At 71.3% G+C, this 24,832-nt stretch carries 14 protein-coding genes; 10 read left to right on the top strand and 4 right to left on the bottom strand.

The genetic code is table 11. The features are described from left to right. Positions 1-26 precede the first annotated feature (26 nt). The 3 genes from WME79_RS37450 to WME79_RS37440 all read right to left on the bottom strand — a co-directional run bounded on the left by WME79_RS37450 (position 27) and on the right by WME79_RS37440 (position 7,200). On the bottom strand, positions 27-4,103 hold the full coding sequence (locus WME79_RS37450) for a kelch repeat-containing protein (RefSeq protein ID WP_437540019.1): 4,077 nt from the start codon (positions 4,101-4,103) through the stop codon (positions 27-29). A 78-nt stretch (positions 4,104-4,181) separates the two neighbouring features. Beyond that, the gene (locus WME79_RS37445; protein WP_437525037.1) at positions 4,182-4,667 is read right to left on the bottom strand and encodes a hypothetical protein; all 486 of its coding nucleotides are present in this window, start codon (positions 4,665-4,667) and stop codon (positions 4,182-4,184) included. A 154-nt stretch (positions 4,668-4,821) separates the two neighbouring features. Next, positions 4,822-7,200 (bottom strand): alpha-amylase family glycosyl hydrolase, encoded by a 2,379-nt coding sequence (locus WME79_RS37440; RefSeq protein WP_437525035.1) that lies wholly within the window; start codon positions 7,198-7,200, stop codon positions 4,822-4,824. A gap of 386 nt (positions 7,201-7,586) precedes the next feature. Between WME79_RS37440 and WME79_RS37435 the strand changes: the two genes are divergently transcribed. From WME79_RS37435 to WME79_RS37420, 4 genes are all read left to right on the top strand, one after another. Continuing rightward, positions 7,587-12,749, top strand: coding sequence for an AAA family ATPase (locus WME79_RS37435; protein ID WP_437525033.1), 5,163 nt, complete (start codon positions 7,587-7,589; stop codon positions 12,747-12,749). Positions 12,750-12,840: 91 nt separating this feature from the next. Continuing rightward, complete coding sequence (locus WME79_RS37430; RefSeq protein WP_437525031.1) at positions 12,841-13,227, top strand: hypothetical protein; 387 nt, start codon at positions 12,841-12,843, stop codon at positions 13,225-13,227. A 71-nt stretch (positions 13,228-13,298) separates the two neighbouring features. Continuing rightward, complete coding sequence (locus WME79_RS37425; protein ID WP_437525030.1) at positions 13,299-13,457, top strand: hypothetical protein; 159 nt, start codon at positions 13,299-13,301, stop codon at positions 13,455-13,457. Positions 13,458-13,734: 277 nt separating this feature from the next. Further along, positions 13,735-14,787, top strand: a complete 1,053-nt coding sequence (locus WME79_RS37420; RefSeq protein ID WP_437525028.1) for a sialate O-acetylesterase — start codon at positions 13,735-13,737, stop codon at positions 14,785-14,787. Between the two features lie 216 nt (positions 14,788-15,003). Here the strand turns inward: WME79_RS37420 and WME79_RS37415 are convergent, their stop codons facing one another. Continuing rightward, complete coding sequence (locus WME79_RS37415) at positions 15,004-16,098, bottom strand: sigma 54-interacting transcriptional regulator (RefSeq protein WP_437525026.1); 1,095 nt, start codon at positions 16,096-16,098, stop codon at positions 15,004-15,006. A gap of 389 nt (positions 16,099-16,487) precedes the next feature. Between WME79_RS37415 and WME79_RS37410 the strand changes: the two genes are divergently transcribed. The 6 genes from WME79_RS37410 (at position 16,488) to WME79_RS37385 (ending at position 24,828) form a co-directional block, all read left to right on the top strand. Then, positions 16,488-16,817, top strand: a complete 330-nt coding sequence (locus tag WME79_RS37410; protein WP_437525024.1) for a DUF2934 domain-containing protein — start codon at positions 16,488-16,490, stop codon at positions 16,815-16,817. Positions 16,818-17,109: 292 nt separating this feature from the next. Then, entirely contained in the window at positions 17,110-20,985 is a 3,876-nt protein-coding gene (locus tag WME79_RS37405) for a protein kinase domain-containing protein (RefSeq protein WP_437525022.1), read from the top strand. A gap of 119 nt (positions 20,986-21,104) precedes the next feature. Then, positions 21,105-21,491: a GxxExxY protein gene (locus tag WME79_RS37400; RefSeq protein WP_437525020.1), complete on the top strand. Its 387-nt coding sequence runs from the start codon at positions 21,105-21,107 to the stop codon at positions 21,489-21,491. A gap of 378 nt (positions 21,492-21,869) precedes the next feature. Further along, the gene (locus WME79_RS37395; protein ID WP_437525018.1) at positions 21,870-23,114 is read left to right on the top strand and encodes a pectate lyase family protein; all 1,245 of its coding nucleotides are present in this window, start codon (positions 21,870-21,872) and stop codon (positions 23,112-23,114) included. Positions 23,115-23,364: 250 nt separating this feature from the next. Then, a complete protein-coding gene (locus tag WME79_RS37390; protein ID WP_437525017.1) occupies positions 23,365-23,802 on the top strand; it encodes a CBS domain-containing protein in 438 nt (145 codons plus the stop codon). Positions 23,803-23,892: 90 nt separating this feature from the next. After that, entirely contained in the window at positions 23,893-24,828 is a 936-nt protein-coding gene (locus WME79_RS37385) for a hypothetical protein (RefSeq protein ID WP_437525015.1), read from the top strand. Positions 24,829-24,832: the final 4 nt, after the last annotated feature.

The raw sequence follows: 24,832 nt of genomic DNA, 5'->3' as shown, positions 1-24,832 counted from the left end.
TCTGGCACGCAGCGAGCGGTGGTGGGTCAGGCTGCCTCGCGGAAACGCCTGGACCGCGCGGCGAGCAGCGCGGCGAGGAGGAGCCAGGGCACGGATGAGCCGCCCTCGTCAGGGCCGCCTGCGCCGCGCGCCAGGGCGCAGCCGTTGCCGTGCGCGCGCGGCGGGGCGCTCCCCTCCGGAGCAGGCGCCGGAGGCGCGCCACCGGCGTCGCCGCCGGAGCCGCCGGAGCCATTCGCGGCGGCGTCGCCGCCGTGACCCTCGCCGCCCTGGCCGCTGCCGCCCTGGCCCCCGCCGCCCTGGCCCCCGCCGCCCTGGCCCCCGCCGCCGTCGCCCTCTCCGCCCTGGCCCTCGCCACCCGCGCCGCCTCCGGAGCCGCTGGCGGCCTCCGCGAGCAAGCAGCCCCCGGCGATGCACTCGCCGCCTGGACAGGGCGCCCCGTCGAGCTTGTAGCGCCTCTCGCAGGCGCCGGTGGCAGGCGCGCAGACGGCGCGCCTGCAGGTGGAGGTGTCGGGCTGCGGGCACACGAAGGGATCGCTGCCAACGCAGGCGCCGTTCTGGCAGGTATCGGTCTGCGTGCAGGCGTTGCCGTCGTCGCAGGGGCTGCCGTCGGGCTTGCGCGGGTTGTCGCAATCGCAGGCGTCGCCGACCCCATCGCCGTTGACGTCGGCCTGGTCGGGGTTCGCGACCAGAGGGCAGTTGTCCGCCGTATCGCGGTCGCCGTCGGCGTCGTCATCGTCATCGCAGGCGTCGCCGAGGAGATCGCCCGCCGGCAGGCCACCATCGGTGTTGGCCTGAAGCGTGTTCGGGACCGCAGGGCAGTTGTCCTCGCTGTCGGCGATGCCGTCCTCGTCGCTGTCGAGCTCGCAGGCTCCGGCCCTGCACTGCCCGCTGAGGCACTCCTTCGGGAGCGAGCACGCGGCGCCGACGGGCTTCTTCGGCAGGCAGTCGCCGCCGGTCGCCGCGCAGTAGGCCGAGTCGGCGCACTGGGTGTCAAAGGTGCAGCCCGTGAGACAGGCGCCCGCGACGCAGCGGTAATCGGCGCAAGATCGGGTGTCGCCCTCGGCGCAGATCCCGCGCCCGTCGCAGAGAGGGGCCTCGACCAGCTCGGAGGCGTCCTTGCACGAGGCCGCGCCGCAGGGGGTGCCCTGCGCCCGCAGCTGGCAGCCGCCGCGGCCGTCGCAGAGGCCGTTGGTGCCGCAGGAGGAGGCAGGCTCCGCGGCGCAGTCGCCGTCCGGATCGGCGCCGGCCTGGATGGGCCCGCATGCGCCGTCGGGGCCGGCGCCCTTCTTCGCGGCGGAGCACGCCATGCACACGCCTGCGCAAGGGGCGTCGCAGCAGACGCCGTCGACGCAGGAGGTGCCGGCGCAGTCCGCGTCGGTGTCGCACGGGTCGCCGGGGAAAGCCGCGGTGTAGAGCTCGGCGCTGGCGAGATAGCTGCCGGGGCCCACGCCACCGGTGACCAGGACCTTGCCATGGCGCAGCAGGATCGCCGCGTGCTGAGATCGCTCGGAGTACATCGTCCCTGCCGGAGACCAGCTGTCCGTGGCCAGGTCGTACACCTCCGCGCTCGCGCTGCCATGGCCATTGACAGTGGCATTGCCCGCGACAAGGACCCGCCCGTCCAGGAGCCGCGTCGCCGTGTGGTTCTGGCGCGCGGCGCTCATGGGAGCTCGCGTCGTCCAGCGATCGGTCGCCGGGTCGTACAGCTCCGCGCTCGCGAGCCCGCTGATCCCCTCCACGTCCGGCGAGCCGCCGGTGACCAGGACCCGCCCATCGTCCAGCAGCGTCGCCGCGTGCGCCCGGCGCATGGCGATCATCGGTCCTGCCGGTGTCCCGGTGCGCGCGTCGGGGCTCCAGATCTCCGCGCTCGGGGCGTCACCGCGGGGCCCGTAGCCGCCCGCGATAAGGACCCGCCCGTCGCCCAGCAGCGTGGCCGTGTGCCCCTGGCGCGCGGCGATCAGCGCCACCGCTGCGGTCCAGGTGCCTTCCACCGGATCGTAGATCTCCGCGCTCGCGAGGTTGACGTAGTCGGCCCCGACGCCGCCTGTGACCAGGACCCGCCCGTCGTCCAGCAGCGTCGCCGTGTGGGCCTGGCGCGCGGCGATCATCGGCGCTGCCGCTGTCCAGCTGCGCGTCGTGGGGTCGAAGAGCTCCACGGTCGCGAGCGCGCCCTCCGCGCGGTTCGCGTATCCGCCCGCGATAAGGACCCGCCCGTCGTCCAGCAGCGTCGCCGTATGCGCATAGCGCGCGTCGCGCAGCTCCTTCACCCCGGCCCATGTTCCGTCGGCCGGGTCGTAGATCTCCGCGGTATTGAGGTCTGTGTAGTCGGCCCCGTAGCCGCCCGCGACCAGGACCCGCCCATCGTCCAGCAGCGTCGCCGTGTGCGCGTAGCGCGAGTCGCGCATCGGCGCGGTCTCCGCCCACGGGCTCGTGCCCGGCGGGTCGTAGACCTCGGCGTTCGCCTCGACGCCTTGATTGCCGCCCGTCACGAGCACGCCGCCGCCCGGGAGCAGCGTCGCCGTATGAGCGCTTCGGCCGACGGCCATCGCCGGCGCGTTCGACCAGGAGCGCTCCCCCAGGTCGTAGATCTCCGCGTCCGCCAGGTGGAGGTACGACGAGTAGAGGCCGCCTGTGACCAGGACCCGCCCGCCGTCCAGCAGCGTCGCCGTGTGGTCAAAGCGCCCGAAGCTCATCGGCGCCGCCGGCGCCCAGCCGCCATTCACCGGGTCAAACAGCTCCGCGCTCGCGAGGAACGTGCCGTCGCTCGTCAAGCCGCCCGTGACGAGGATCTGCCCGCCGTCGAGCAGCGTCGCCGTGTGCCCTCGGCGCGCGGTGCTCATCGATCGCGCTGGGGTCCAGGTGTTCGTCGCCGGATCGTACACCTCCACGGTCGGGACCTCGCCCTCCCGCCCGATGCCGCCGGCGACCAGGACCCGCCCGTCGGCCAGCAGCGTCGCGGTGTGCCCATAACGCGCGGTGCTCATCGGCGCCGCCGTGGTCCAGATGCCCTCCCGCGGGTCGAACAGCTCCGCGCTCGGGAGGAACGTGCCCTCGCTCCAGCCGCCCGCGACGAGGATCCGCCCGCCGTCCAGCCGCGTCGCCGTGGGGCCCTGCCGCGCGACGTTCATCGACCGCGCTGGCGTCCAGCGGTCCTCCGCCGGGTCGTACAGCTCCGCGCTCGCCACCGTCGTGCCCGAGCCGTCGGAGCCGCCCACGACGAGGACATGCCCGCTGTCCATCAGCAAGGCGGCGTGATCTTGGCGCGCTGCGCTCATCGGCTGGGCTGGCGCCCAGCTGTCGTCCGCTGGGTTGTACAGCTCCGCGCTCGCGAGATAGGTTTCGCCACCCCAGCCGCCGGCGACCAGGACCCGCCCGTCGTCGCCGCCCAGCAGCGTGGCCGTGTGCCCGGCGTCCCGCCTCGTGGCCATCGCTCCGACGGCGCGCCACAGCGGATCCACGAGCAGCAGCTCCCCCGACGCCTCGACCAGCAGCGCGATCTCCGCCCCGCGCGCCTCGAGGCGCGCCGCGATCGGCCGTCCGCCTTCCGCGAACGCTCGCGGCGCGGTGACGCGCAGCCGCGGCATCCCCGCCGCGTCCACCACCTCGACGGCCTCGCCGCGCTGCCGCAGCGCCGCGCCGTCGACCTCCCAGACGGCCGCGGGCTCACCCGCCGGCACGGCGCCCGGCGCCACGGTGAGCCATTCCTCGATGCCCCCGGCGGCCGCCCGCCAGAACGACGCGCCGCCCGCGCGGCCGTAGATCACCGCGCCGTCGACCACCGCCCCCTGGCCGGACGCGCCGGCCTCCCGCACCCGCACCTCGAAGCCGCCAGCGCCCGAGAGCCGCATCCAGCCGCCGCCGTCGCGCGGCAGCTCGGCCTGGAGCCGCGGCCCGCGCCCCGCCAGGCCAGGCGCGCCCAGCGCGAAGCCGCTACCGATCGCCACCGGCGCGCCGGGGGCGCCGCTGCCCAGCACCTCGGCGGCCTGCGCCGGGAACCGGCGCTGGACGAGCGCCGCCGCCGCCGCGCCGTCGTGCCCCGCCGCGCACCCGAGCGCGCCCATCCACCCCACAACGGCCAGCACCAGGACGGCCATGGCCAGCACGCGAAGACCCGACCCAGCTCGCATGCTGGCGAATGTCTCACGCGGTTACGCCCGCAACAACAGCGCCGCGAGCGCGGCTCACACGAGCGATGTGCAGATCCCGAACCGGGGATGATAGACCCCGATTCGGCGCTTGCCGCTCCGCGTCTCGGGCGTCACGAGGACCACCGCGCTCTTGTCGAGCGGCGCGTTCGCGCGAATCCGCACGTGCTGGCCGGCGACGACGACGTGCCAGATGTTCACCGTCCCGTACCTCGTCACGACGGCTCCCTCGAAGATCTGCGCCGCAGACGGCGCGCCGCGGAGCGCCAGGCGGCAGGCGGTGTAGCTGCCCAGCACCTGATACAGGAGCACGAACGGCATGATGCCGCACGAGACCGTGAGGAGCATCGCGACGAAATCGATGTGCCGGTAGAAGGCGCCGACCCCGAGCAGCCCCGCCCAGAAGAGCAGCGCGTACCCCACGCCAGTCAGCTGGTGCCGGACATGCCGCAAGGCCGCCCAGGGGCGCGGGGGCGGCGCGCAGAGCTCCTCGGGCAACTGGATCGCGTTGGGTGGCTGCATGTCGTACCGCTCCGACATACCCGGGGCGGCAGCGGAGCTCAACCGGACAGCGCGGGAGTCGCCGCGTCCTCCCGCGCTTGTCCAGACGCCACCTCGCCGCTCCCGCTGCGCCAGCGCTCGCCTCCGAGGCCCGCTCCTGCCCGCTTACCAGCGATCACGGCGCGAAGATCACCGCCCCGCCCGGCGGGACGCTCATCGAGAGCACGCCGGTCGCGGAGACGACCTCGCTTGCGCCGCCGAGCGCGTCCCTGAGCTCGGTGCCGGGCGGGAGGCCGAGCGCCTGAGCGACCTCGACCGAGATGTGCTGCTCCGTCCCCGCGCGCGTCAGCGCCACCACGGCGGACTCCCCCCGGCCGTGCCGGCGGCCGAAGACCAGCGTGTCCTCCGTGGCGGTGAGGTTCACGTACGCGCCGCGGCGGAGCGCGGGGATGTCCCGGCGCGCGGCCCCGAGCGCGCGCACGAAATCGAGCGTCTCCAGCTCGTCCGCCGTGAGATCCTCCTCCGGACGCCACACGCTGCGGTTGTTCGGGTCGGCGCCGCCCCACGCGCCGTACTCGTCGCCGTAATAGAGCAGCGGCGCGCCCGGGAGGCCCAGGAGCCACGCCATCGCGAGGCGCGCCCGCGCGTACACCTCAGGCGACTCGGGCGCTCCCGCGGTGTCCGACCACTGGCGGCCCGGGACCTCCCGGCCGCGAGGCCCCGCGTCGTCGCGATAGTCGGCGAGCGTCGCGAACCGGGCCGTGTCGTGGCTGCCGATGTACGGCGTCATGATCGCGCCCTCAGGCCACCGCCGCTGCCCGTGCTCGACCCAGTACGCGGCGTGGAGCATGCCCTCCTCGCCCCAGCCGAACGTCCGGTAAGAGACCCCGTGATAGAGGACGAAATCGAGCTGGCCGTCGAGCCCCTGAGGGCCGATGTACCTCGCGATCGTCCCGTAGTTCTCGTCGTTGCACGGGTCGGCGCAGTCGCTCCAGCCCATCGCCGTCTCGCCCATCAGGAAATAACGTGTGCCGGCCGGCTCGAACGCCTCCCGGACCTCCGCGGCGAGGTTGCGCGTCGCGATCTCCTCCACGTGCTTCACGGCGTCCACTCGGAGCCCGTCGAGATCGAACGCGTCGAGCCAGTAGACCGCGTCCGCCACGAACGCGGCGTTGGCCTCGGGCACCGTGTGGTCCACGTCGGGGAGATAGCTCGCGAACATGCAATCGAGCGCGTGCGACGTCCAGTCGCAGCCGTCCGTCCCGCACACGCACCCCGTCCTGAACCAGCCCGGGTGAGACGAGACGTACTCGTGATCTTCGTGCACGTGGTTCACCACGAAGTCCTGGAGGACGCGGATCCCGTGGCGGTGCGCCTCGGCCACCACCGCGCGGAGCGCCCCGGCGCCGCCGAGCCGCGGATCCACCTCGCGCGCCTTGATGGGCCAGTAACCGTGATATCCGGTGACCTGGTGGACTCCATCGCTCGCCAGGAAGGCGCCGGCAGGGTTCTCCTGGAACGGCGTGAGCCAGATGGCCCGCACGCCCAGGGCGTCGAGCGTGCCGTCCTCGATCGCCTGCCTCAGCCCCTCGAGATCCCCGCCGGCCCAGTCGCCCCGCGGATCGGCGCCCGGCGTGGCGGGCGGGTTCAAGGCCGGATCGCCGTCGCGGTAACGATCGGTGACGACCATGTAGATGAGCGCGTCCTCCCAGGAGAACGGCTCGGCCTCGACCCAGAACACCAGCCGGAGCGGCTCACCGGCGCGGCCGCTCCGGGTCGCCCCGCGGAGGGTGACGCGGTATTTGCCGTCGCCGAGGCCGCCCAGCCGGATCCGCACGTCGCCGCGCGCGTCGACCGAGAGCTCCTGATCCGTGAGCGGGCGCGCCTCGCCGTCCTGGTCCTGTAGAACCGCCTCGAACGCGGCCGCCTCCGGGCCCGCGCCCTCGATGCCGTCCCGGTACACGAGCCGAGCCTCGAAGGCGCCCTGTCCGGCGGCAGGCCGCGTCGCCTGGCTCGACGCGACCGAGAACGACGGGAGGCGGCAGTCAGGGACCTTGACGGCCGAGTTCTCTACCCCGTCGACGTACTTGCGGCGCCCCTCCGCCGGGTCGAGCACCCACGAGACCTCGCCGCCGGACCGATAGGCGATCTTGTAGCCGTGCAGCCCCGGCGGCAGGTCGACGGTGGCCACGAGCCGGCCCTGCGTACCGCCCTGCAGCTGCGGGGCAGCGCCGAGATCGAAGCCGTTCCACTCGCCAGGGACGCGGACATCCGTGGCCCCGGGAGGCGCGTTGAACGTGAACGAGGTCGGACAGAGCACGTTCCCGTACTGCGCACCGCCGCCAGCCCCGCCAGCGCCAGCTCCGCCAGCGCCAGCGGCCTCGCCGCCTGACGCCCCGGCGCCAGCGGCCTCGCCGCCTGACGCCCCGGCGCTGTTCGTGCCCTTCCCCTGGCCTGCGTCGATCTCGCGATCGCTTCCGCACGCGAGCGGGACGGCGGGCAGCACGACGGCGCAGACAGCGGCCATCACGAGGGCAGAACGGCGGCGCGACATGGCCTCGAGCAGTATCCGATCGCGAGAGGCATGTCAGCGCGCGCGTCGCGCTGAATCAGCGCAGCCGCCGCGGAGAAAAGCGACGCTCCGCCCACGCTGTCGCGTCGCCAACAAGGGCGGCCCTGGTGTCCTCCGGCGATCGTGGTGATCTTCTTGCTGTTCAAACCATCGTTGGAGCTCATGGCACCCTGAGACGAGCGGCTTCGGCCGAGACGGCCTGGCGACGGCGTCCTCGGGAACCGCGCGCGGCCGAGCCCGTCGGCTGACGCGAATTCGCGCCGGATCGCCCGCAACGCTGGCCATGATGCGGGGGCGGGGAATGGTATACCCTATCGGGGGAGGGGGCTCCTGCTGCCACTGCCGAGGCTGCCTTGCCCAGCGCCTGCATGACGAGCCCGTCCCCTCCCTTCCCCTACACGATCTCCGAGACCATTTACGAGGGCCGCGGTACCGCGGTGTACCGCGCTGTTCGAAACGCCGACGGCCATCCGGTGGTCCTCAAGGTGCTCGACCCGAGGAGCTGCCGGCCGAAGGACCTCGCCCGGCTCAAGAGGGAGTACGAGACGGGCAAGATGCTCGACGTGGGCGCCGTCGTCAGGCCCCTCGCCCTCGAGATGTACGATGGGGCGCTCGCCCTCGTCATGGAAGATTCCGGCGCTGAGCCGCTTGATCGACTGCTCGGCGCGCCGATGGCGATCGGCAGGTTCCTCGAGCTCGCGATTCGCATCGCGGATGCCGTCTCCGACATCCATCAGCGAGGCGTCGTTCACAGAGACCTCAAGCCCGCGAATATCCTGGTCATCGCTGCCACCGGCGAGGTGAAGATCGCCGATCTCGCGCTCGCCTCGCGGCTCTCCCGCGAACAGCACGACGACGCGGAGCCAGCGGGCCTCATCGAGGGGTCCCTCCCTTACATGTCGCCCGAGCAGACAGGGCGGATGAACCGTGGGATCGACAGCCGCAGCGATCTGTACTCCCTGGGGGTCACGTTCTACCAGATGCTCACGGGGAAGCTCCCATTCGACGCCCGCGACCCGCTCGAATGGATCCATTGTCACGTCGCTCGCGCGTTCGCGGCGCCATCCGAGGTGGTCCCCGAAGTGCCCGAGGCGGTCGAGCGCATCGTGATCAAGCTCCTCGCGAAGATGCCCGAGGAGCGCTACCAGACGGCCCGCGGCCTTGGCCATGACCTGAAACGGTGCTTCGAATCGTGGCGCGGCGGCGCCAGCGTCGCGGCCTTCCCGCTCGGCGAGCAGGACGCGTCGGGCCGCATGCAGATCCCGCAGAAGCTCTACGGGCGCGACGAGGCGGTCGCGGTGCTGCTGCGCGCCTTCGAGCGCATGGTCGACACCGGAACGCCAGAGCTCGTGCTCGTGTCGGGCTACTCTGGCATCGGCAAGTCGACGCTGGTCCACGAGCTGGACAAGCCTGTCGCCCGCGAGCGGGGGTTCTCCGCCTCGGGAAAATTCGATCAGCACAAGCGCGATATCCCTTACTCCACCATCGTTCAGGCCGTTCAGGAGATCGTGCTCGAGCTCCTCGCCGACAGCGAGAAGATCGCCGCCTGGAAGCAGCGGCTGCTCGAGGTCCTCACGATCAACGGGCAGCTCATCGTGGACTTGATCCCGCAGCTCGAGCTGGTCATCGGCCCGCAACCGCCGGCGCCCGATCTGCCGCCGGTCGAGGCGCAGAACCGGTTCCGGATCGTCTTCCGGCACTTCATCGGGGTGTTTGCCCGGAAGGAGCACCCCCTCGTGCTCTTCCTCGACGATCTCCAGTGGGCCGACTCGGCGAGCCTCGCCCTCTTGCAGGATCTGGTGACGCACCTCGACATGGGCCACCTCCTCGTCATCGGCGCGTACCGCGACAACGAGGTGACCCCCTCGCACCCGCTCATGACGGCGCTGGACGAGGTGAGGAGGGAGGGCGCGCGCGTCCGGGATATCGTGCTCGGCCCGCTCTCCCGCGAGCACCTGTCCATGCTCGTCAGCGATATGCTTCAATGCCGCCCCGAGGACGCCGCGCCGCTCTCGGCCCTGGTCCACGAGAAGACGGCCGGCAACCCCTTCTTCTCGATCCAGTTTCTCCTGGCCCTCCACGAAGAGCAGCTGATCGAGCTCGACCCGCACACGGGCGCCTTCCGGTGGGACATGGCGAAGATCCGCGCCAAAGGCTTCACCGACAACGTGGTCGACCTGATGGTCGACAAGCTCGCGCGGCTCCCTGCTAGTACCCAGGAGGCGCTGAAGCAGCTCGCCTGTCTCGGGAACGCCGCGGAGGTCGGCGTCTTGACGATAGCGTGCGACCGCTCGGAGGAGGCGCTGCAGGCGGATGTCTGGCAGGCCATCCTCGCCGGGCTCGTCCTCTGCCACGAAGGCACCTACAAGTTCCTGCACGACCGCGTCCAGGAGGCGGCCTATTCGCTCATCCCGGCGGCTCGGCGCGCCGCGGTGCACCTCGAGATCGGCCGGCGCCTCGTGGCTCATCTGCCCAGCGGGGCGGTCGAGGAGCGGGCCTTTGACGTCGCGACCCAGCTCAATCACGGCGCCCACCTCATCACCGATCCACGCGAGAGGGAGGCGCTCTGCAGGCTCAACCTCCTGGCGGGGATCAAGGCGAGGGCCTCGGTCGCCTACGCTTCGGCGCGCAACTACCTGGCGCAGGCGACGTCCCTCTTGCCACCGGACGCCTGGAGCGCGCGGTACGAGGACACGTTCAGGCTGTACATGGAGCTCGCCGAATGCGAATCCATCGCTGGCAATTTCCAGCCGGCCGACGAGCTGTTCGATCTGATCCTCCAGAACGCCCGCTCCAGGCCCGATCGGGTCAGGGCCCACCGGCTGCGCATGCGGCTCTACCAGATCGCCGGGCGACACCGCGACGCCGTGGCGGTCATGAACGACGCCCTGCGGCTCTACGGCGCGACGCTCCCCGACGCCGACGAGGAGATCCAGGCGGCCATGGAGGCCGAGATCCGGCAGGTCCCGATCTTCCTGCGCGGGCGCCGCATCCCCGATCTCGTCGACGCGCCCGTGGCGACCGACGAAGACGTGCGGGTGTTCATCGCCCTGGTCGCCGAATCGTGCCCGCTCGTCTACGGTGTGCGACCGGCGCTCTGGCCGCTGCTCACCGCCAAGGGGGTGAACGCCTCCCTGCAACACGGACACGCCGAGGAGTCCTCCTTCGTTTATAGTTGTTATGCCGGGGTCATGGCGTCCATCCTCGGGGACGTCCCGCGCGCGTTCCAGTTCTCCGAGATGGCGCTCAAGCTGAACGAGAAATTCAAGAGCGTCACGGCCGTGTTGAAGGGGAGGCTGCTCTTCCACCACGCGGGCATCGTCAATATCTGGCACAGGCACTACGCGACGAGCATTCCGCTCATGGATAAGGCCTTTCGCGATTGCCTCGAGGTCGGAGATTTCATCCTTGCCGGCTACTTGACGTACAACATGGTGTGGGTTGTTCTGGAGAACGGCGACCCGCTCGATCACGTCATTGACGTCGCGCGCAAATACACCGCCTTCGCCCGGCAGACCCACAACGACGTGGTGTACCACATGGTCCGGCTCGAAGAGCAGCTCGCGGCGAGCCTGAAGGGAGCGACGCGGGCGCCCACGAGCTTCAGCAGCGGCGCCTTCGACGAGGCGAGCTCCCTCGCGGCCTTCGAGAAGGCGGGCTTCAGCCTCGGGATCGCCGCATATCATATCATGAAGCAGGTCGCGGCGTTCACGCATGAGCGTCACGCCGAAGCGCTGGAGTCCGCGGCCAGCGCCGCGCTGATGCAGGATCAGGTGGCGTCTCTGGCCATCGAGGCGGCGCACCACTTCTACCACGCGCTCACGGTGACGGCGCTCTCCCCGCAGACGCCGCAGGCGCCGGCCGAGCAGCGGCAGCGATTCACTCAGGCGATCGAGAAGCCGCTACAGAAGCTGAGGCGCTGGGCCGCCAACTGCCCCGAGAACTTCCGGAGCCGCTACGCCCTGGTGTCCGCCGAGGTCGCCCGCATCGAGGGCCGGGACCTCGACGCGATGCGCCTCTATGAAGAGGCCATCCGCGCGGCGCGCGAGAGCGGCTTCGTCCACATTGAGGCGCTCGCCTACGAGCTCGCGTCTCGGTTCTATCGGGCGCGGGGGTTCGAGCGCTTCTCCGATACGTACCTGTGCGAAGCCCGCTCGTGCTACGTGCGCTGGGGGGCCGACGGAAAGGTGAAGCAGCTCGAGCAGCTCTATCCGCAGCTCGTTGAGCGGCGGCCGCTCGCGCCGACCGCCACGTTCGCGGCGCGCACGGAGCTGCTCGACGTGCTCGCGGTCGTCAAGGCGTCGCAGACGATCTCGGGCGAGATCCTGTTCGAGAAGCTCCTGCGAACCCTGCTCGAGTTCGTCCTCGAGCAGGGAGGTGCCCAGAAGGGCTGCCTCGTCCTCGTGCGGGACGGCGAGCTGACGATCGAGGCGGAGGCCGCGATCGAGGAGCGACAGGGGACCGTGACCAGGGTTCTCCAGTCGTTGCCGGTGTCGTCCTCCCCGCTCCTCCCTGCCTCGCTCCTCCACTACGTGCGGCTCACCAAGGAGCGCGTGCTCCTCGATGACGCCGCCGCGAAGGCGGGCAGGTTCTCGGGGGACGAGTACATCGTCCGGCACACTCCGAGGTCGGTCCTCTGCGTTCCCATCTTGCGGCAGGCCGAGGTGCTCGGTCTGCTGTACCTCGAGAACAACGTCACCACGCACGCGTTCACGCCCGATCGGCTCCTCGCCCTCGAGCTGCTCGCCACGCAAGCGGCCATCTCCCTCGAGAACGCGCTCTTGCTCGCCAGGGAGCGCGAGGCGCGGGCGGCGGCGGAGGCCGCGGAGCGGCGCACGGCGTTCCTCGCCCACGAGCTGAAGACGCCGCTGACAGGCCTCCATCTGAAGCTCGACGCGCTCGCGCGATCGATCAAGCAGCAAGAGACGGTCTCCTCGTCGTGGCTGTCGTCGTCCCTCACGTCGTTCAAGCGCCAGCTCGGTCGGCTCAACCTGCTGATCGACAGCCTGCTCGATCTCTCGCGCGTCCAGAAGGGGCGGCTCGCCTTGACGCGTGAGCCGGTGGACCTGGCGGCCCTCGTGCGGGACGTCGTCGGGCGGCTGAGCGAGCAGGCCGAGCTGGCTGGATGTGCGCTCCACGTGCAGGCGGAGCGCGCCGTCGTGGGCCAGTGGGATCGGCTGCGGCTCGAGCAGGTCGTGACGAACCTGCTCACGAACGCCATGAAGTACGGCGCTGGAAAGCCGGTCCGGATCGTCACCGACGGGGACGGGGCCGTCGCTCGCCTCACGGTCTCCGATCAGGGCATCGGGATCTCCGAGGCCGACCAGCGGCGCGTGTTCGAGGCGTTCGAGCGCGCGACGGGGCTTCATCAAGCGCAGAGCCTCGGGCTCGGGCTGTACCTTGTTCGGGAGATCGTGCGAGCGCATGGAGGGCGCGTGGAGCTGCAAAGTCGGCTGGGCTCAGGGACCACGTTCCTCGTCGAGCTGCCCGTCGAGCCGGAGGGAGAGCTCGGCCTCGCGCAGCCGTCCTGAGGAGAGGGGCGCGCGGGCCGCCTGGTGCCAACTGGGCCTTGCGGCGCGGCGCCGAGTCGTGAGACGTTTTGTGGGGGAGGTTGCAGAAGGCGTGGAACAGCTGCTCTCGAGCGATATCTGGGTGCTGTACGCGATGCTGCTGGTCGCGGGCGACGGCAGGGCAGAGCTGCCCAACGTGATCGCTGCTGCCGACATGGTCAACCACGCGATCGTGACCTGGGATGAGCTCAACGGCGCGCTGGTGCGGCTCCGGCAGCACCGTCTGGTCTCGGATGTCGATGTGTTTGTGCCCACCGAGTTGGCCCGAAATCTCCCGCAATCGGGCGGCCACCTGAAGCGGGTGGAGCGCCTCTGCAAAGCGCTCAAGGTCAAGGACGGGAGCTCCGGTGCGCCCTATCGCTTCCCACAGGATGTCGAACCGTTGATCTCCGAGGCCGACTACAGGCGTGCGGTGGACTCGTACTTGACTCGTACTTGAAGAGGATGGATGGGCCCGGATGACAGATCGCTGAACCTGACACGGGGGAGAGCGAGGGGTAGCTGTCAGGCATGAAGATCGACTCGTTTACAGGCACGCTCGAGCTGGAAAGTGGTCTGGTGTTGTCGCCGGCGCTGAGTCGTTCCCAGTTCCTTGCGCCATCGGTGGGCATGGCGAGCACCGTCTTGGTCAGAAACGAGCCGCCTCCGAACGCTGACCTCGCTGGCTGAGCGGCGCCTGGGCGATGTCGGGGGAGGCGAGCCACGAGCCGGCCGATTTGTATTGACGCGGGCAATGTGAGCGTTCACATTGTTCTCGGGGCATCCTTCCGCTTTGCCCTGGATAGCGTCATGCGCACCGGGCCCTTCGTCCTCGGGATCGGGAGCGATCTCGGCGCCGACCCCGTTCGCGAGCAACGGCGCAGGGGCATCGGTCGCGCCGTACCCGCGCCGGGCGCGAGATCTCCACTCATCATGGATCAGCGGCAGCTGTCGGGGAAATTCTCGCATGAAAACGAACCTTCGATGGTCTCCCGGGCTCATCCCGTCGCGCATCGCGTTCTCGCTCGTCGGGCTCCTTGCCTGCGGTGAAGCAGATGTCCCGGCCGGCGCGTCCGGACCCGTGGGCACCGGCGGGGCAGGCGGCGCGCCTTCCAGCGTCGTGTCCTCAGCGTCGACAGGGGCTCTCGCGGGCGGAGGGCCCGCAGAGGGGGTCGCTCAGAGTTCAGGCGCGGTGGGCGGAGAGCTCTCGGGGGCAGGCGGCGCGGATGACGCGGGGGCAGGCGGCGCGGGTGAGCCGGGGGCAGGCGGCGCGGGTGACCCGGGCACCGGCGGGAGCGGCGGCGGAGGATCGGCCGCGCCGGTGTTTCATGTCTTCCTCCTCCTCGGGCAATCGAACATGGCCGGGTACCCGAAGGCCTTGGCCGCAGACAAGACCGAGAATCCCCGCATCAAGGTCCTCGGCTTCGACGCTTGCGCCGCGACCGGGCGCGTCGAAGGCGCGTGGGACGTCGCTGCCCCACCGCTCCACGAATGCTGGAACGGAGCGATCGGGCCCGGCGACTACTTCTCCAGGACGATCCTCGACCATTACCCCGCCCAGGACAGCGTTGGCCTCGTCCCCTCCGCCATCAGCGGGGAGAAGGTGGAGACGTTCATGAAGGTGGGGGGGAGCAAGTACAGCTGGATCCTGTCGCGCGCGAAGGCGGCGCAGGAGATCGGGGGCGCGATCGAAGGGATCCTGTTCCATCAAGGCGAGTCGAACTGCGGCGACCCCGCGTGGCCCGGCAAGGTGAAGACGCTCGTCTCGGACCTGCGCGCTGATCTCGGGATCGGCGACGTGCCGTTCCTTGCAGGAGAGCTCCTCCATTCGGGGTCGTGCGCAAAACACAATTCGCTCGTGAACCAGCTCCCAGGGCTGATCCCCAAGGCCTACGCCGTCTCGGCAGAAGGGCTCGCGATCGATCCTGCGGACACCTGGAATCTCCACTTTGGCCACGACGCGCAGGTCACCCTGGGCACCCGCTACGCCGAGAAGATGATCGGCGCCCTCGGCCTCTGAGCGCTTCCTGCGCGCCGCGCGGTGGCGCGTTCAGGTACGGGTCCAGGCGGGATCCCTGACGCGCGGCCCCAGAGCGATAAACAGGTTAAAATCGCCTAAGAAGAGCAGAATTTCGAACCGCCAAGGCGCCATGAGACGCCAAGATTTTTGTGTTTTTCTTGGCGTCCTTGGCGCGCTTGGCGGTTCGTCTCTCGCTTGATCAACGCGATCGGTGCTCTAGCGATCGCTCAGCGGCTCCTTGTCGCGCGCGTCCGCGGCGAGGTACTGGCGCAGGTGCCGGCGGAGAGAGACCCGCGTGATCCCGAGCGCGCTCGCCGTGCGGGTCACGTTGCCGTTCTGGGCGGCGTAGACCGCCAGGATGTGGCGGCGCACGGCCTCCCCGAGCGACGCGCTGCCGCGCGCCGGCGGCGACGGCCGCAGCGCGCCCGGCGGGCCCGAGCGCGGCGGCGACGACGGATGCTTCGCCGCGCCGATCTCCGGCGGCAGGTGCTCCAGATCGAGCGGCGCGCCGTGGGCCCGGAGGAAGGCGCGCTCGACGATGCTCCGGAGCTCGCGGACGTTCCCCGGCCAGGGGTACGCCTCGAGCTGCGCGAGCGCGCGCGGGGAGAGCCCGGCGCTCGTGAGCCCCGTCGCGCCGCTCTGGCGCTGGAGGAAGTGCTCGACCAGCCTGCGGACGTCGCCGTCGCGCTCGCGCAGCGGGGGGAGCGAGAGCCCGAGCCCGCCGACGCGCCGGTGGAGCGCCTCGTTAAACGACCGCCCGAGGACGCGCGCGGCGAGATCCTGGCTCGTCGCGGCGATGACCCGCACGTCCGCGACCAGCGCCTCCCCGCCGCCGATCCGGCAGAGCGGCTCCCCGTCGAGCACGGCCAGGAGCCGCGGCTGGAGCTCGAGCGGGAGCGCGCCGATCTCGTCCAGGAAGAGCGTGCCCCCCCGCGCGAGCTCGAGCAGCCCGGGGCGCCCCGCGGGCCGCCCGTCGGCCCCGGCCGCCACGCCGAAGAGCTCCTCCCGGAGGCGCTCGGGCGGCAGCCGCGCCGCGCTCACCGCCACGAACGGGCCGCCCGCGCGCGGGCTCGCCGCGTGAAGGAGCCGCGCGCAGAGCTCCTTGCCCGTGCCAGGCTCGCCCGTGATGAGCAGCGGCGCGCGCTCGTGCTCCGCCAGCCGGCGCAGCTGCTCCATCGCGCGCGCCCAGCGCTCCGAGGCGCCGACGAGCCGCACCTCGCTGTCGTCCTCGACCCAGACGACGCGCGTCATCCCGCCGCCGGACGAGCAGAGGTGTTCCGTGCGCCGGGAAGGGGCCGCGCTTTCTTCCACATCGCATCTCCTCGATTCATGGGCAGACGGCGAGCGACGCGCCTGCCGTTTTCTGGATTACCGAGCTGTCCTCAGCGCAGGCGGCGACCAGGGATGGGCCGCCGTGAACGAAGATGGGAACGACGGTGGGAACGAAAGATGGACGATGGATGGACGATGGCGGATGAACGTCGGCCACGAGGTGGCGACGAACAACGAGGGATGATGGCTGACACATGCCGGGTGATCTCACCCGGTCAGCGACATCCACTCTACCGCGAACCACGGTCTCTTGGAAGGGAGATCCCGACCGGCGGCGGCGGGGCGCCGAGAAACTACGTGCTCAAAATTTGTGCGTACGCGCGGACTTGGGTTAGTCGACCCGTGTACCCGAAAGGAGAGACGACGAGATGAGCTCGAAGCGCAAGACCCCGGCCCGCACGAAGACCACCCGGGCCACGAGCCCGGTCGCCTCGGCGCAGCCCGAGAGCGCGGTCTCTGCCCCCGCCGCCGTCGAGATGCCCTCTGCGGCCGTGGAGCCCGCCGCCCAGCGCGCGAGCGCCGATGCCCCGAAGGCCGCGCCGCCGCGCCCGCGGGTGTCGCGCGAGGAGCGCCACGGCCTGATCGCCAAGGTGGCCTATGGATATGCCGAGAGGGCCGGCTTCCGGAACAACCCCGTTGAAGACTGGCTGAACGCCGAGCGCGAGGTCGACGCGCGGATCGAGCGCCTCGCCAGCTGAGGTCTCCGCCGCGGCGGCGCAGGCGGCGCGAGGCCGCGTGCCCCTGCGAGCGCGCCCCTGCGAGCCCGACAGGCGCGCTCGCGTGGACGTGAGCGGCCCCGTCGGCCGGCGAGGGCGGGCCGCGGCCGCGCTCCCGCCGGCCCGGCGGCTGCGCCCGCGGGCCTTCGAGGCTCGTAGCCGCGCCGCGGGATGAGTATCCTCGCGCTCCGCGTGGGCGGTGGGCCCACGGTTCGCGATCCACGCGCGCCCCGGCCGCCTGGACCGCGGAGGTCTGCACACCGATACTTGAGCCATGCATTCAGGTCACGTCCTCGCCAACCGCTTCCAGCTGGAACGCCTCGCGGGCTCCGGCGGGATGGGCGCGGTGTGGCGGGCGCTCGACCGGCAGAGCGGCCACGCGGTCGCGCTCAAGGTGATCTTCAACCAGGGCAGGGAGCACGTCGTGCGCTTCCAGCGGGAGGCGCGCCTGCTCGCCGAGCTCGAGCACCCCGTCGTCGCCCGCTACATCGACCACGGCGTCACGGCGGACGGCCTCTACTACCTCGCCATGGAGTGGCTCGAGGGCGAGGACCTCGGCGCGCGGCTGTCGCGCGGGCCGCTCGGGATCGAGCACAGCCTGATGCTCGTCGGCCGCGTCGCCGAGGCGCTCGCCGCCGTCCACGCGCGCGGCATCGTGCACCGCGACCTCAAGCCGACCAACGTGTTCCTGCCCGGCGGCGACATCGGGAACGCGAAGCTCATCGACTTCGGCATCGCGCGCCAGGCCGACGCGACGTACGAGCTCACCCTCACCGGCTCGGCGATCGGCACGCCCGCCTACATGGCGCCGGAGCGCGTCCGCGGCGACGTCGACGTCGACGCGCGCGCCGACCTCTACTCGATCGGGTGCCTGCTGTTCGAGTGCCTCACCGGGCGGTCGCCGTTCGTCGCCCAGCACCCGCTGTCCGTCCTCGCCAAGGTGCTCTTCGAGGCCGCGCCGCGCCCGAGCACCTTCTGCCCGAACATCCCGCCGTCGCTCGATCTGCTCGTCGCCCGGCTGCTCGCGAAGAACCCCGCGGAGCGCCCCGCGGACGCGGGCGAGGTCGCCGCCGAGCTCCGGATGCTGAGCGTCGTGGAGGGCAACATGTCGACCGGCAACGGCCTGCCGACGCCCGCGCTGACGAAGAGCGAGCGGCGGCTCGTCAGCGTCGTGCTCGCCGCCGAGATGAGCGCCGGCAGGCGCGGCCCCCCGTCGGCCCGCCCGCAGGCGATCGCGGGCGCCGAGCGGGCGAGCGACACGATGCTGTCGGGGCACCACGCGACCGTCGTCTCCGGCAGCAAGGACGCGCTGCCCGAGGGCCTGCTCGCGCCGGCGCCGCCGGTGAGGCCCCGGCCCGCCCCGCCGCCGACCACGCCGTTCCACGAGGTCCGGCAGGCCGCGCAGGCGCACGGCGCGGTCCTGGAGGTGCTCGCCGACGGCTCGGTCGCCGCGGTCGTCGCCGGCGCGGGCTCGCCGACCGATCTCGCCGGCAAGGCCGCCCGCTGCGCGCTCTCGATCCACGCGCTCCTGCCCGGGGCGTGGGTGGCGCTGGCGACGGGCTGGGACGTCATCGCCGGGACGCAGGCGGTGGGGCAGGTGATCGACCGCGCGGGGGCGCTGCTCGACGCGCGGGTCCGCCACGCCGCGGAGGATCCGTCCTCGGGCCGGCCGGTGCTCATCGACCAGATGACGGCCGCACTGCTCGTCGACCGCTTCGAGATCGCGGCGGGCAGCCAGGGCCCCACGCTGCTCGGCGCGCGCGAGCCGCAGGACGGAGGGCGCAAGGTGCTCGGCAAGCCCACGACCTGCGTGGGGCGCGAGCGGGAGCTCCGGGCGCTGGAGGACGTGCTCGACGAGTGCGCGGCCGAGGGGGTGGCGCGCGTGGTGCTGGTCACGGCGGGGGCGGGCGTCGGCAAGTCGCGCCTCGCGCACGAGCTGCTCCGGCGGGTCGAGGCGCGCAGCGAGCCGGTCACGGTGTGGCGCGCGCACGGCGATCCGATGTGCGGCGGGGCGCCGCTCGGGCTGCTCGCGCAGACGGTGCGGCGCGCGGCGGGCCTGCTCGACGACGAGCCCGCCGAGGCGCGGCGGGAGAAGCTGGCGGCGCGGGTCGCGCGGCACGTCGGCGAGGCCGCGCGGGAGCGGGTGACGGAGCTGCTCGGCGAGCTCATCGGGGTGCCGTTCCCGGAGAGCCCGGCGCTGCGCGCGGCGCGGCAGGATCGCGCGGTGATGGAGGAGCAGGCGCGGCGGGCGTGGCTCGATTTCCTGCGGGCCGAGTGCGACGCGCAGCCGGTGCTGATCGTGCTGGACGACCTGCACTTCTGCGATCGCGCCACGGTGGACACCCTCGACGCGGCGCTCCGGTTCCTGCGGCACCAGCCGCTCATGGTGCTGGCGCTGGCGCGCCCCGGGGTGCGCGAGGCGTTCCCGGGCCTGTGGGAGGATCGCGAGGCGACGGAGATGCGGCTCGGGGAGCTGTCGCGCCGCGCGTGCGAGCGGATCGTGCGGGAGGTCCTTGGCGACGCGCCGCCGGAGGCCGAGCTCGCGGCGCTCGTCGACCGGTCGGCGGGGAACGCGTTCTTCCTCGAGGAGCTCGTGCGCGCGACGGCGGAGAGGCGGGCGGGGGAGGTGCCGGAGACGGTGCTCGCGATGATGCAGTCGCGGATCGCGGCGCTCGAGCCCGAGGCGCGCCGGGTGCTCCGGGCCGGGGCGGTGATGGGCGAGGTGTTCTGGCGGGGCGGTCTGGAGGCGATGCTCGGCGGGGGCGGGCAGGTGCCGCAGCTCGAGTCGTGGCTCTTGACGCTCGAGAAGCGTGAGCTCCTCGAGCCTCGGCCGGAGTCGATGTTCCGCGGGGAGCCGGAGTTCGCGTTCCGTCACGCGCTCGTGCGGGACGCGGCCTACGAGATGCTGACGGACGCGGATCGGGCGCTCGGCCACTGGCTCGCGGCCGAGTGGCTGGAGCGCGTGGGCGCGGACGATCCGGCGGTGCTCGCGCTTGTCGACTGCCACTTCGGCCGCGCGGCGGACGGGGCGCTCTCGCTCGGGAACGCGGACGGCGCGGCGGGGCACCTGGCGCGCGCGGCGGGGGTCCGCGTGCGCCGCGGCGAGTTCGACGCGGCGATCGCCGCGATGACGCGGGCGTTCGAGCTCTCGGACGTCGCGCGGCGCGATCCCGACGAGCTCGGCCGGTGGGTGGGGATCCTCTCGAAGGCGGTCGGCCACGCGCGCCGCGCGCCGTCGTTGCCGGCGGCGTCGGACCGCATCCTTGGGCGCGTCGATGCGGTCGGCTCGCTGGAGCTCCGGGTGAAGCTGCGCATCGAGCTCGCCCGCGCGCTCGGGGCGACCAACCTGTTCCGGCTGTCGCACGACCTGCTCGACGACGTGGTCGAGATGGCCGTGGGGCGCCGCGAGCTCCTGCAGGAGGCGCTGACGGTGGACGTGGAGGTCTCGTGCCTTCAGGGGCAGTTCGCGCGCGCGCGGCGGGCCGCGCTCGATCTCGCCGCGCTCGGGCCGACGGACGATCCGCGGGCGCTCCAGTCGATCGCCCTGGCGCGGGCGACTTCGGGTGATCGAACGGGGGCGCTGGAGGCGCTGTCGCGCTGGGAGGCGGCCGCCCCGGGCGATCGGGTCGCGGAGGCGGTGCGGGCGAAGCTGCTGGTGACGATCGAGCTCTACGCGGGGGATTTCCGGGCCGCGGCGGGGGCATGTGAGCGCGCGATCGAGCTGGACCGGGCGCTCGCGCTGCGGTTTGACGGGGTTGTGAACCTTCACAACCTGGCCTATGCGTGCGTGCGGCTGGGCGAGCACGAGCGGGCGCGGGCGCTCTTCGCGGAGTCGCTGGAGCGGGCGAACGAGGCGGGGTACGACCGGGTGGCCGCCTCGAACCGGATGTACCTCGCGTACCTGGACGGGGTGGCGGGGGCGGGGGACGCGCGGGAGCGGCTGCAGGCGCTCATCACGCGGGCGGAGGAGCAGGGTTACTGGCACGACGTGCTGCAGGGCCGCTGGGCGGCGGCGATGCTGCTGAAGAACGCGCGCAACGACGCGCTCGCGCGGCGGGAGTTCGAGGATCTCCTGGAGCTGTCGGTGCGGCTCGGGGATCCGCTGCTGGAGAAGGACGCGCGGGCGTGGCTCGACCGCGCGGAGCGGTGAGGGGAGTCGTCCCCGGCATGCACTGCGGGCATGTTTCGGGCGCGTTGTCGCGTCTCGCGAGAAGAGAATTAACGCAAAGGCGCAAAGGCGCAAAGGCGCAAAAAAGAGATGTGGGTTGAATGGAGGAGAACGGGATAGCCAAGGTGGTGGTGGACGCGGCGATCGAGGTCCATCGCACGCTGGGAGGGCCTGGGTTGCTTGAGGCCGTGTACGAGGAGGCGCTCGCCTTCGAGCTCTCGTCGCGAGGGCTGAACGTGCAGCGTCAGAAGGCTGTCCCGCTCGTTTACAAAGGGAGACGGCTGGCCACCGACCTCCGCCTCGACTTGCTCGTGGGTGAACGTGTCATCGTGGAGTGCAAGTCGACCGCTATCTACAACCGCCTGTTCGAAGCGCAAGCGCTCACCTACCTGAAGCTCTGTGATCTCAAGCTCGCACTCGTCATCAACTTCGGCGAGCGCCTCGTGAGACAGGGCATCCATCGCGTCGTCAACGGTCTGCAGCCGTGAATGTCCCGCACCCTATCTCCGCCTTTTTGCGCCTTTGCGCCTTTGCGCCTTTGCGTTAATTCTCTTCTCGCGAGACGCGACAACTTGCCCGGAACTTGCCGGGGGCACCGCTGCCGGGAGGATGACAAGCACGCGCGCCTCAGGCTGGTGTGCGATGGCGCACGCTCTCGGGTGGAGCGCGCCCCGCGCCCGCCCGCGCGCAGTGGCAAGGCGACGGTGAGCACCCGCGGCGCCCCCTGGTTGCAAAGGCCGAGCTCGGCCTTCCAGGATTCGACGCGGATCTCGGTTCCGGAGCGTCCCGGCGATTTCTGACGGCTGGCGGGGGCGCCGCGCAACCTGAGGGAAAGAAGCTTGGCTTCCATCACCGGCAGAGGAACCATGACCCACTCGTATCGACTCGCCTCCTTCTCGATTCTCGGCTTGCTGATCGCTTGCAGCTCGACGGATCCCGATGTCACGCCCGGCCCCGGCGCGAGCTCTGGAGGAACCTCCAGCGCGGGGGCGACGGCCACGGGCGGTTCCGGTACCACCACGGGTGGAACAGGTGATGCCGGAGCCACCACCGGCGCAACGAGCGGCGTCACCGGGGGCGCGGCCGGCACGGGTGGAGCGGGCGCTGGTGGAGCGGGCGCTGGTGGCGAGGACACGGGTGGAGCGGGCGCTGGTGGCGGGGGCACTGGCGGGTCGACCCCGGTTGGGGACCTTCGCATCACGGATCCGGTTCCGGGCTTCGCGAGCGTCGGTGGCGGCACGACCGGCGGCGGCACGGATCTGAGCTCGGCCATCACCGTGGACTCGATGAGCGAGCTCCAGAACGCGGCGAAGGGCTCGACCCCGGCGATCATCCTCGTGAAGCCCGGGAACTACAGCGGGACACTCGCGCCAGGCGCCAACAAGACGATCATCGGCATCGGCCCCGGGGTGACCATCGCGGGCAACATCCGGATGAGCGGCGCCGACGTGCACAACATCATCATCCGCAACCTCGCCGTGCGGGGCGCGCGTTGCGCGAGCTACGACGAGTGCAAGGCCGGCGCAGACGCCGTCTACACGGGGAACGGCGCCCACCACGTCTGGCTGGACCATCTGGACATCTCCGACGGCCAGGACGGCAACTGCGACATCACCCAGGGCGCCGACTACGTCACCGTTTCCTGGGCGCGCTTCTACTATACGTACGACAAGGAGCACCGGTTCTCGAACCTGATCGCCGGTAGCGACGACGAGCCGGCGAGCGAGGGCAAGCTGCGCATCACGTACATGAACAGCCACTGGGGCGAGCGCGTCGATACTCGCCAGCCTCGCGGGCGGTACGGCAACGTCCACATGCTCAACAACTACCACAACACCGGCGGCGGGCAGATCCACGGCGTGGGCAAGGACATGGCGCTCATCGCCGAGAACTGCGTCTACGATGAGAACAGGGCGATCTGGACGGACATGGGCAGTCCAAGAGGTTGGAAGGGGATCGGTAATCAGGGGACTGGCGACGACCTGAACGATTCGAGGGGCACCGTCTTCGAGATCCCCTACCGCTATACGCCGATGCCGGCGTCCCAGGTCGTCGCAGCGGTCACCTCCAAAGAGTGCGGAGCCGGCAACACCTGCACGCTCGCCTACTGATAGCTCCCCCCGGCTGGTAGGCCGGAGAGGGCCTCATCGATTCGTCGAAAAGAGCAGTGCCCTCGGTCTGAAATATCCATGCAACAATGGGCGGCCGCCTCAGCCCGGCCGCATCCTCCACGCCGAGGCGAGCCCGGCCGTGAAGCGCGGGAAGCCAGGCGTCCAGGTGAAAAGCAGCCGAAAAAATTGCGCATGAGCACGCCACACGCGCGATTTTTTTGTCATGATTCCCCTCAGGAAGGGGATGACCATGGATAGCATTGGCGAAATCCTCAACAGGAAGGGTCGGAACGTCTACACCATCTCGCCGGAAGCAACGGTCTTCGAGGCTGTGCAGTCGATGTGTGTGCGGCGTGTGGGCGCGCTGCTCGTGAGCATCGACGGGTCCCCGAGCGGGATCATCAGCGAGCGGGACGTGATGACGCGGGTGATCCTGGCCCGACGCGATCCGGCGGACACGCCCGTGGCGGAGGTGATGACCTGCGGGGTCGTCTGCGTCGAGCTGAGCACGTCGGCGCGGCAGGCCATGGCCGTCATGACCGAGCGACGCTGCCGTCACCTGCCCGTCGTCCAGGATGGGCGGGTGGTCGGGATGATCTCGATCGGCGACCTCGTGCACTGGGTGAGCCGCGAGCAAGAGGCCGAGATCAAGATGCTGACCGAGTACGTGCAGGGGGTCTACAGCTGAGCGTCCGGCAGGCGGCGGCCTCTCCTCCGGGCTGCCGGTGCGATGGCCCCGCTGGATGGCCCCGGACGGAAAAAAAGATACGCTGTCCGCATGCGCCAGCTTGCTTCTTCCCTCGCCACCCTCTCCCTCCTGCTCTCGTTCACCCCGCCAGCGCTCGCCGAGGAGACCGTCACGGAAGGTCAGTGGGCGAAGTCCTACGGCTTCCGTCTCGGCGTGGAGGCGGACGTGCTCACCAGCACCATCGAGGCGAACATCCCCGACTGGGAAACCGTGAGCAGCGAGGGGACGAGCGGCGCGTGGGAAGGGAACTCCTTCGTGGCGTCCTTCGCGGCGGTCGCCCAGATCAAGCTCATCGGGGGGCTCCACCTCGACGCCGAGCTGCCTTTTGCGTACGGGAGCAGCCAGGCGAACGAGCCCGGCGCGGGGGAGCAGGACGCGACGACCGTCGCGCCGGAGCTCGAGGGGTTCTTCTTCGGCAATCCCTCGATAGGACTTCACTACGCCGGGAACATTTCCCCCATGCTGATGCTCGTCGGCGGGCTCTCGGCCTCCATCCCCATCACGCAGGATCCGTCTGACGACACGAAGGCGGCCGCGGCGGCGGCGCTGGCCGTGCGCGGGTACTTCGACACGCAGCGGGCGCTCCTGGAGCACGTCCCGCTGCGGGCCCGGGGCGGCATCGAGCTGCGCCCGATCGAGGCGCTCTATGTGCGGAGCGATCTCGTGGCGATGTTCGCCATCCCCACGGGCGGCGGAGAGACGGAGTTCTTCATCGAGCAGAGCAACGAGGCGGAGCTGCGCAGCGTGGGCGGGTTCGGGGTCGGGGCGCGGCTCCAGGCGGCGTTCCCGCTCACACAGACCGACAAGCTGCAGCTCGCGGCCGAGCCCTTCGTCGGGGTGGAGCCACCCTCGTCGGGCCTGTACTTCCGGGCCGGACTGCTCGTGGCGCTGGACGAGCCGCTCGGGTTCGGCCTGGAGCAGGGCAAGCTCGCGACGCTCCGTATCGCGGTCGGGGCCAGATTCTGAGTTG

This window comes from Sorangium sp. So ce726, from assembly GCF_051521405.1.
Taxonomy (GTDB): Bacteria; Myxococcota_A; Polyangia; order Polyangiales; family Polyangiaceae; genus Sorangium.
This window is presented reverse-complemented; position numbering and strand designations above follow the sequence as displayed.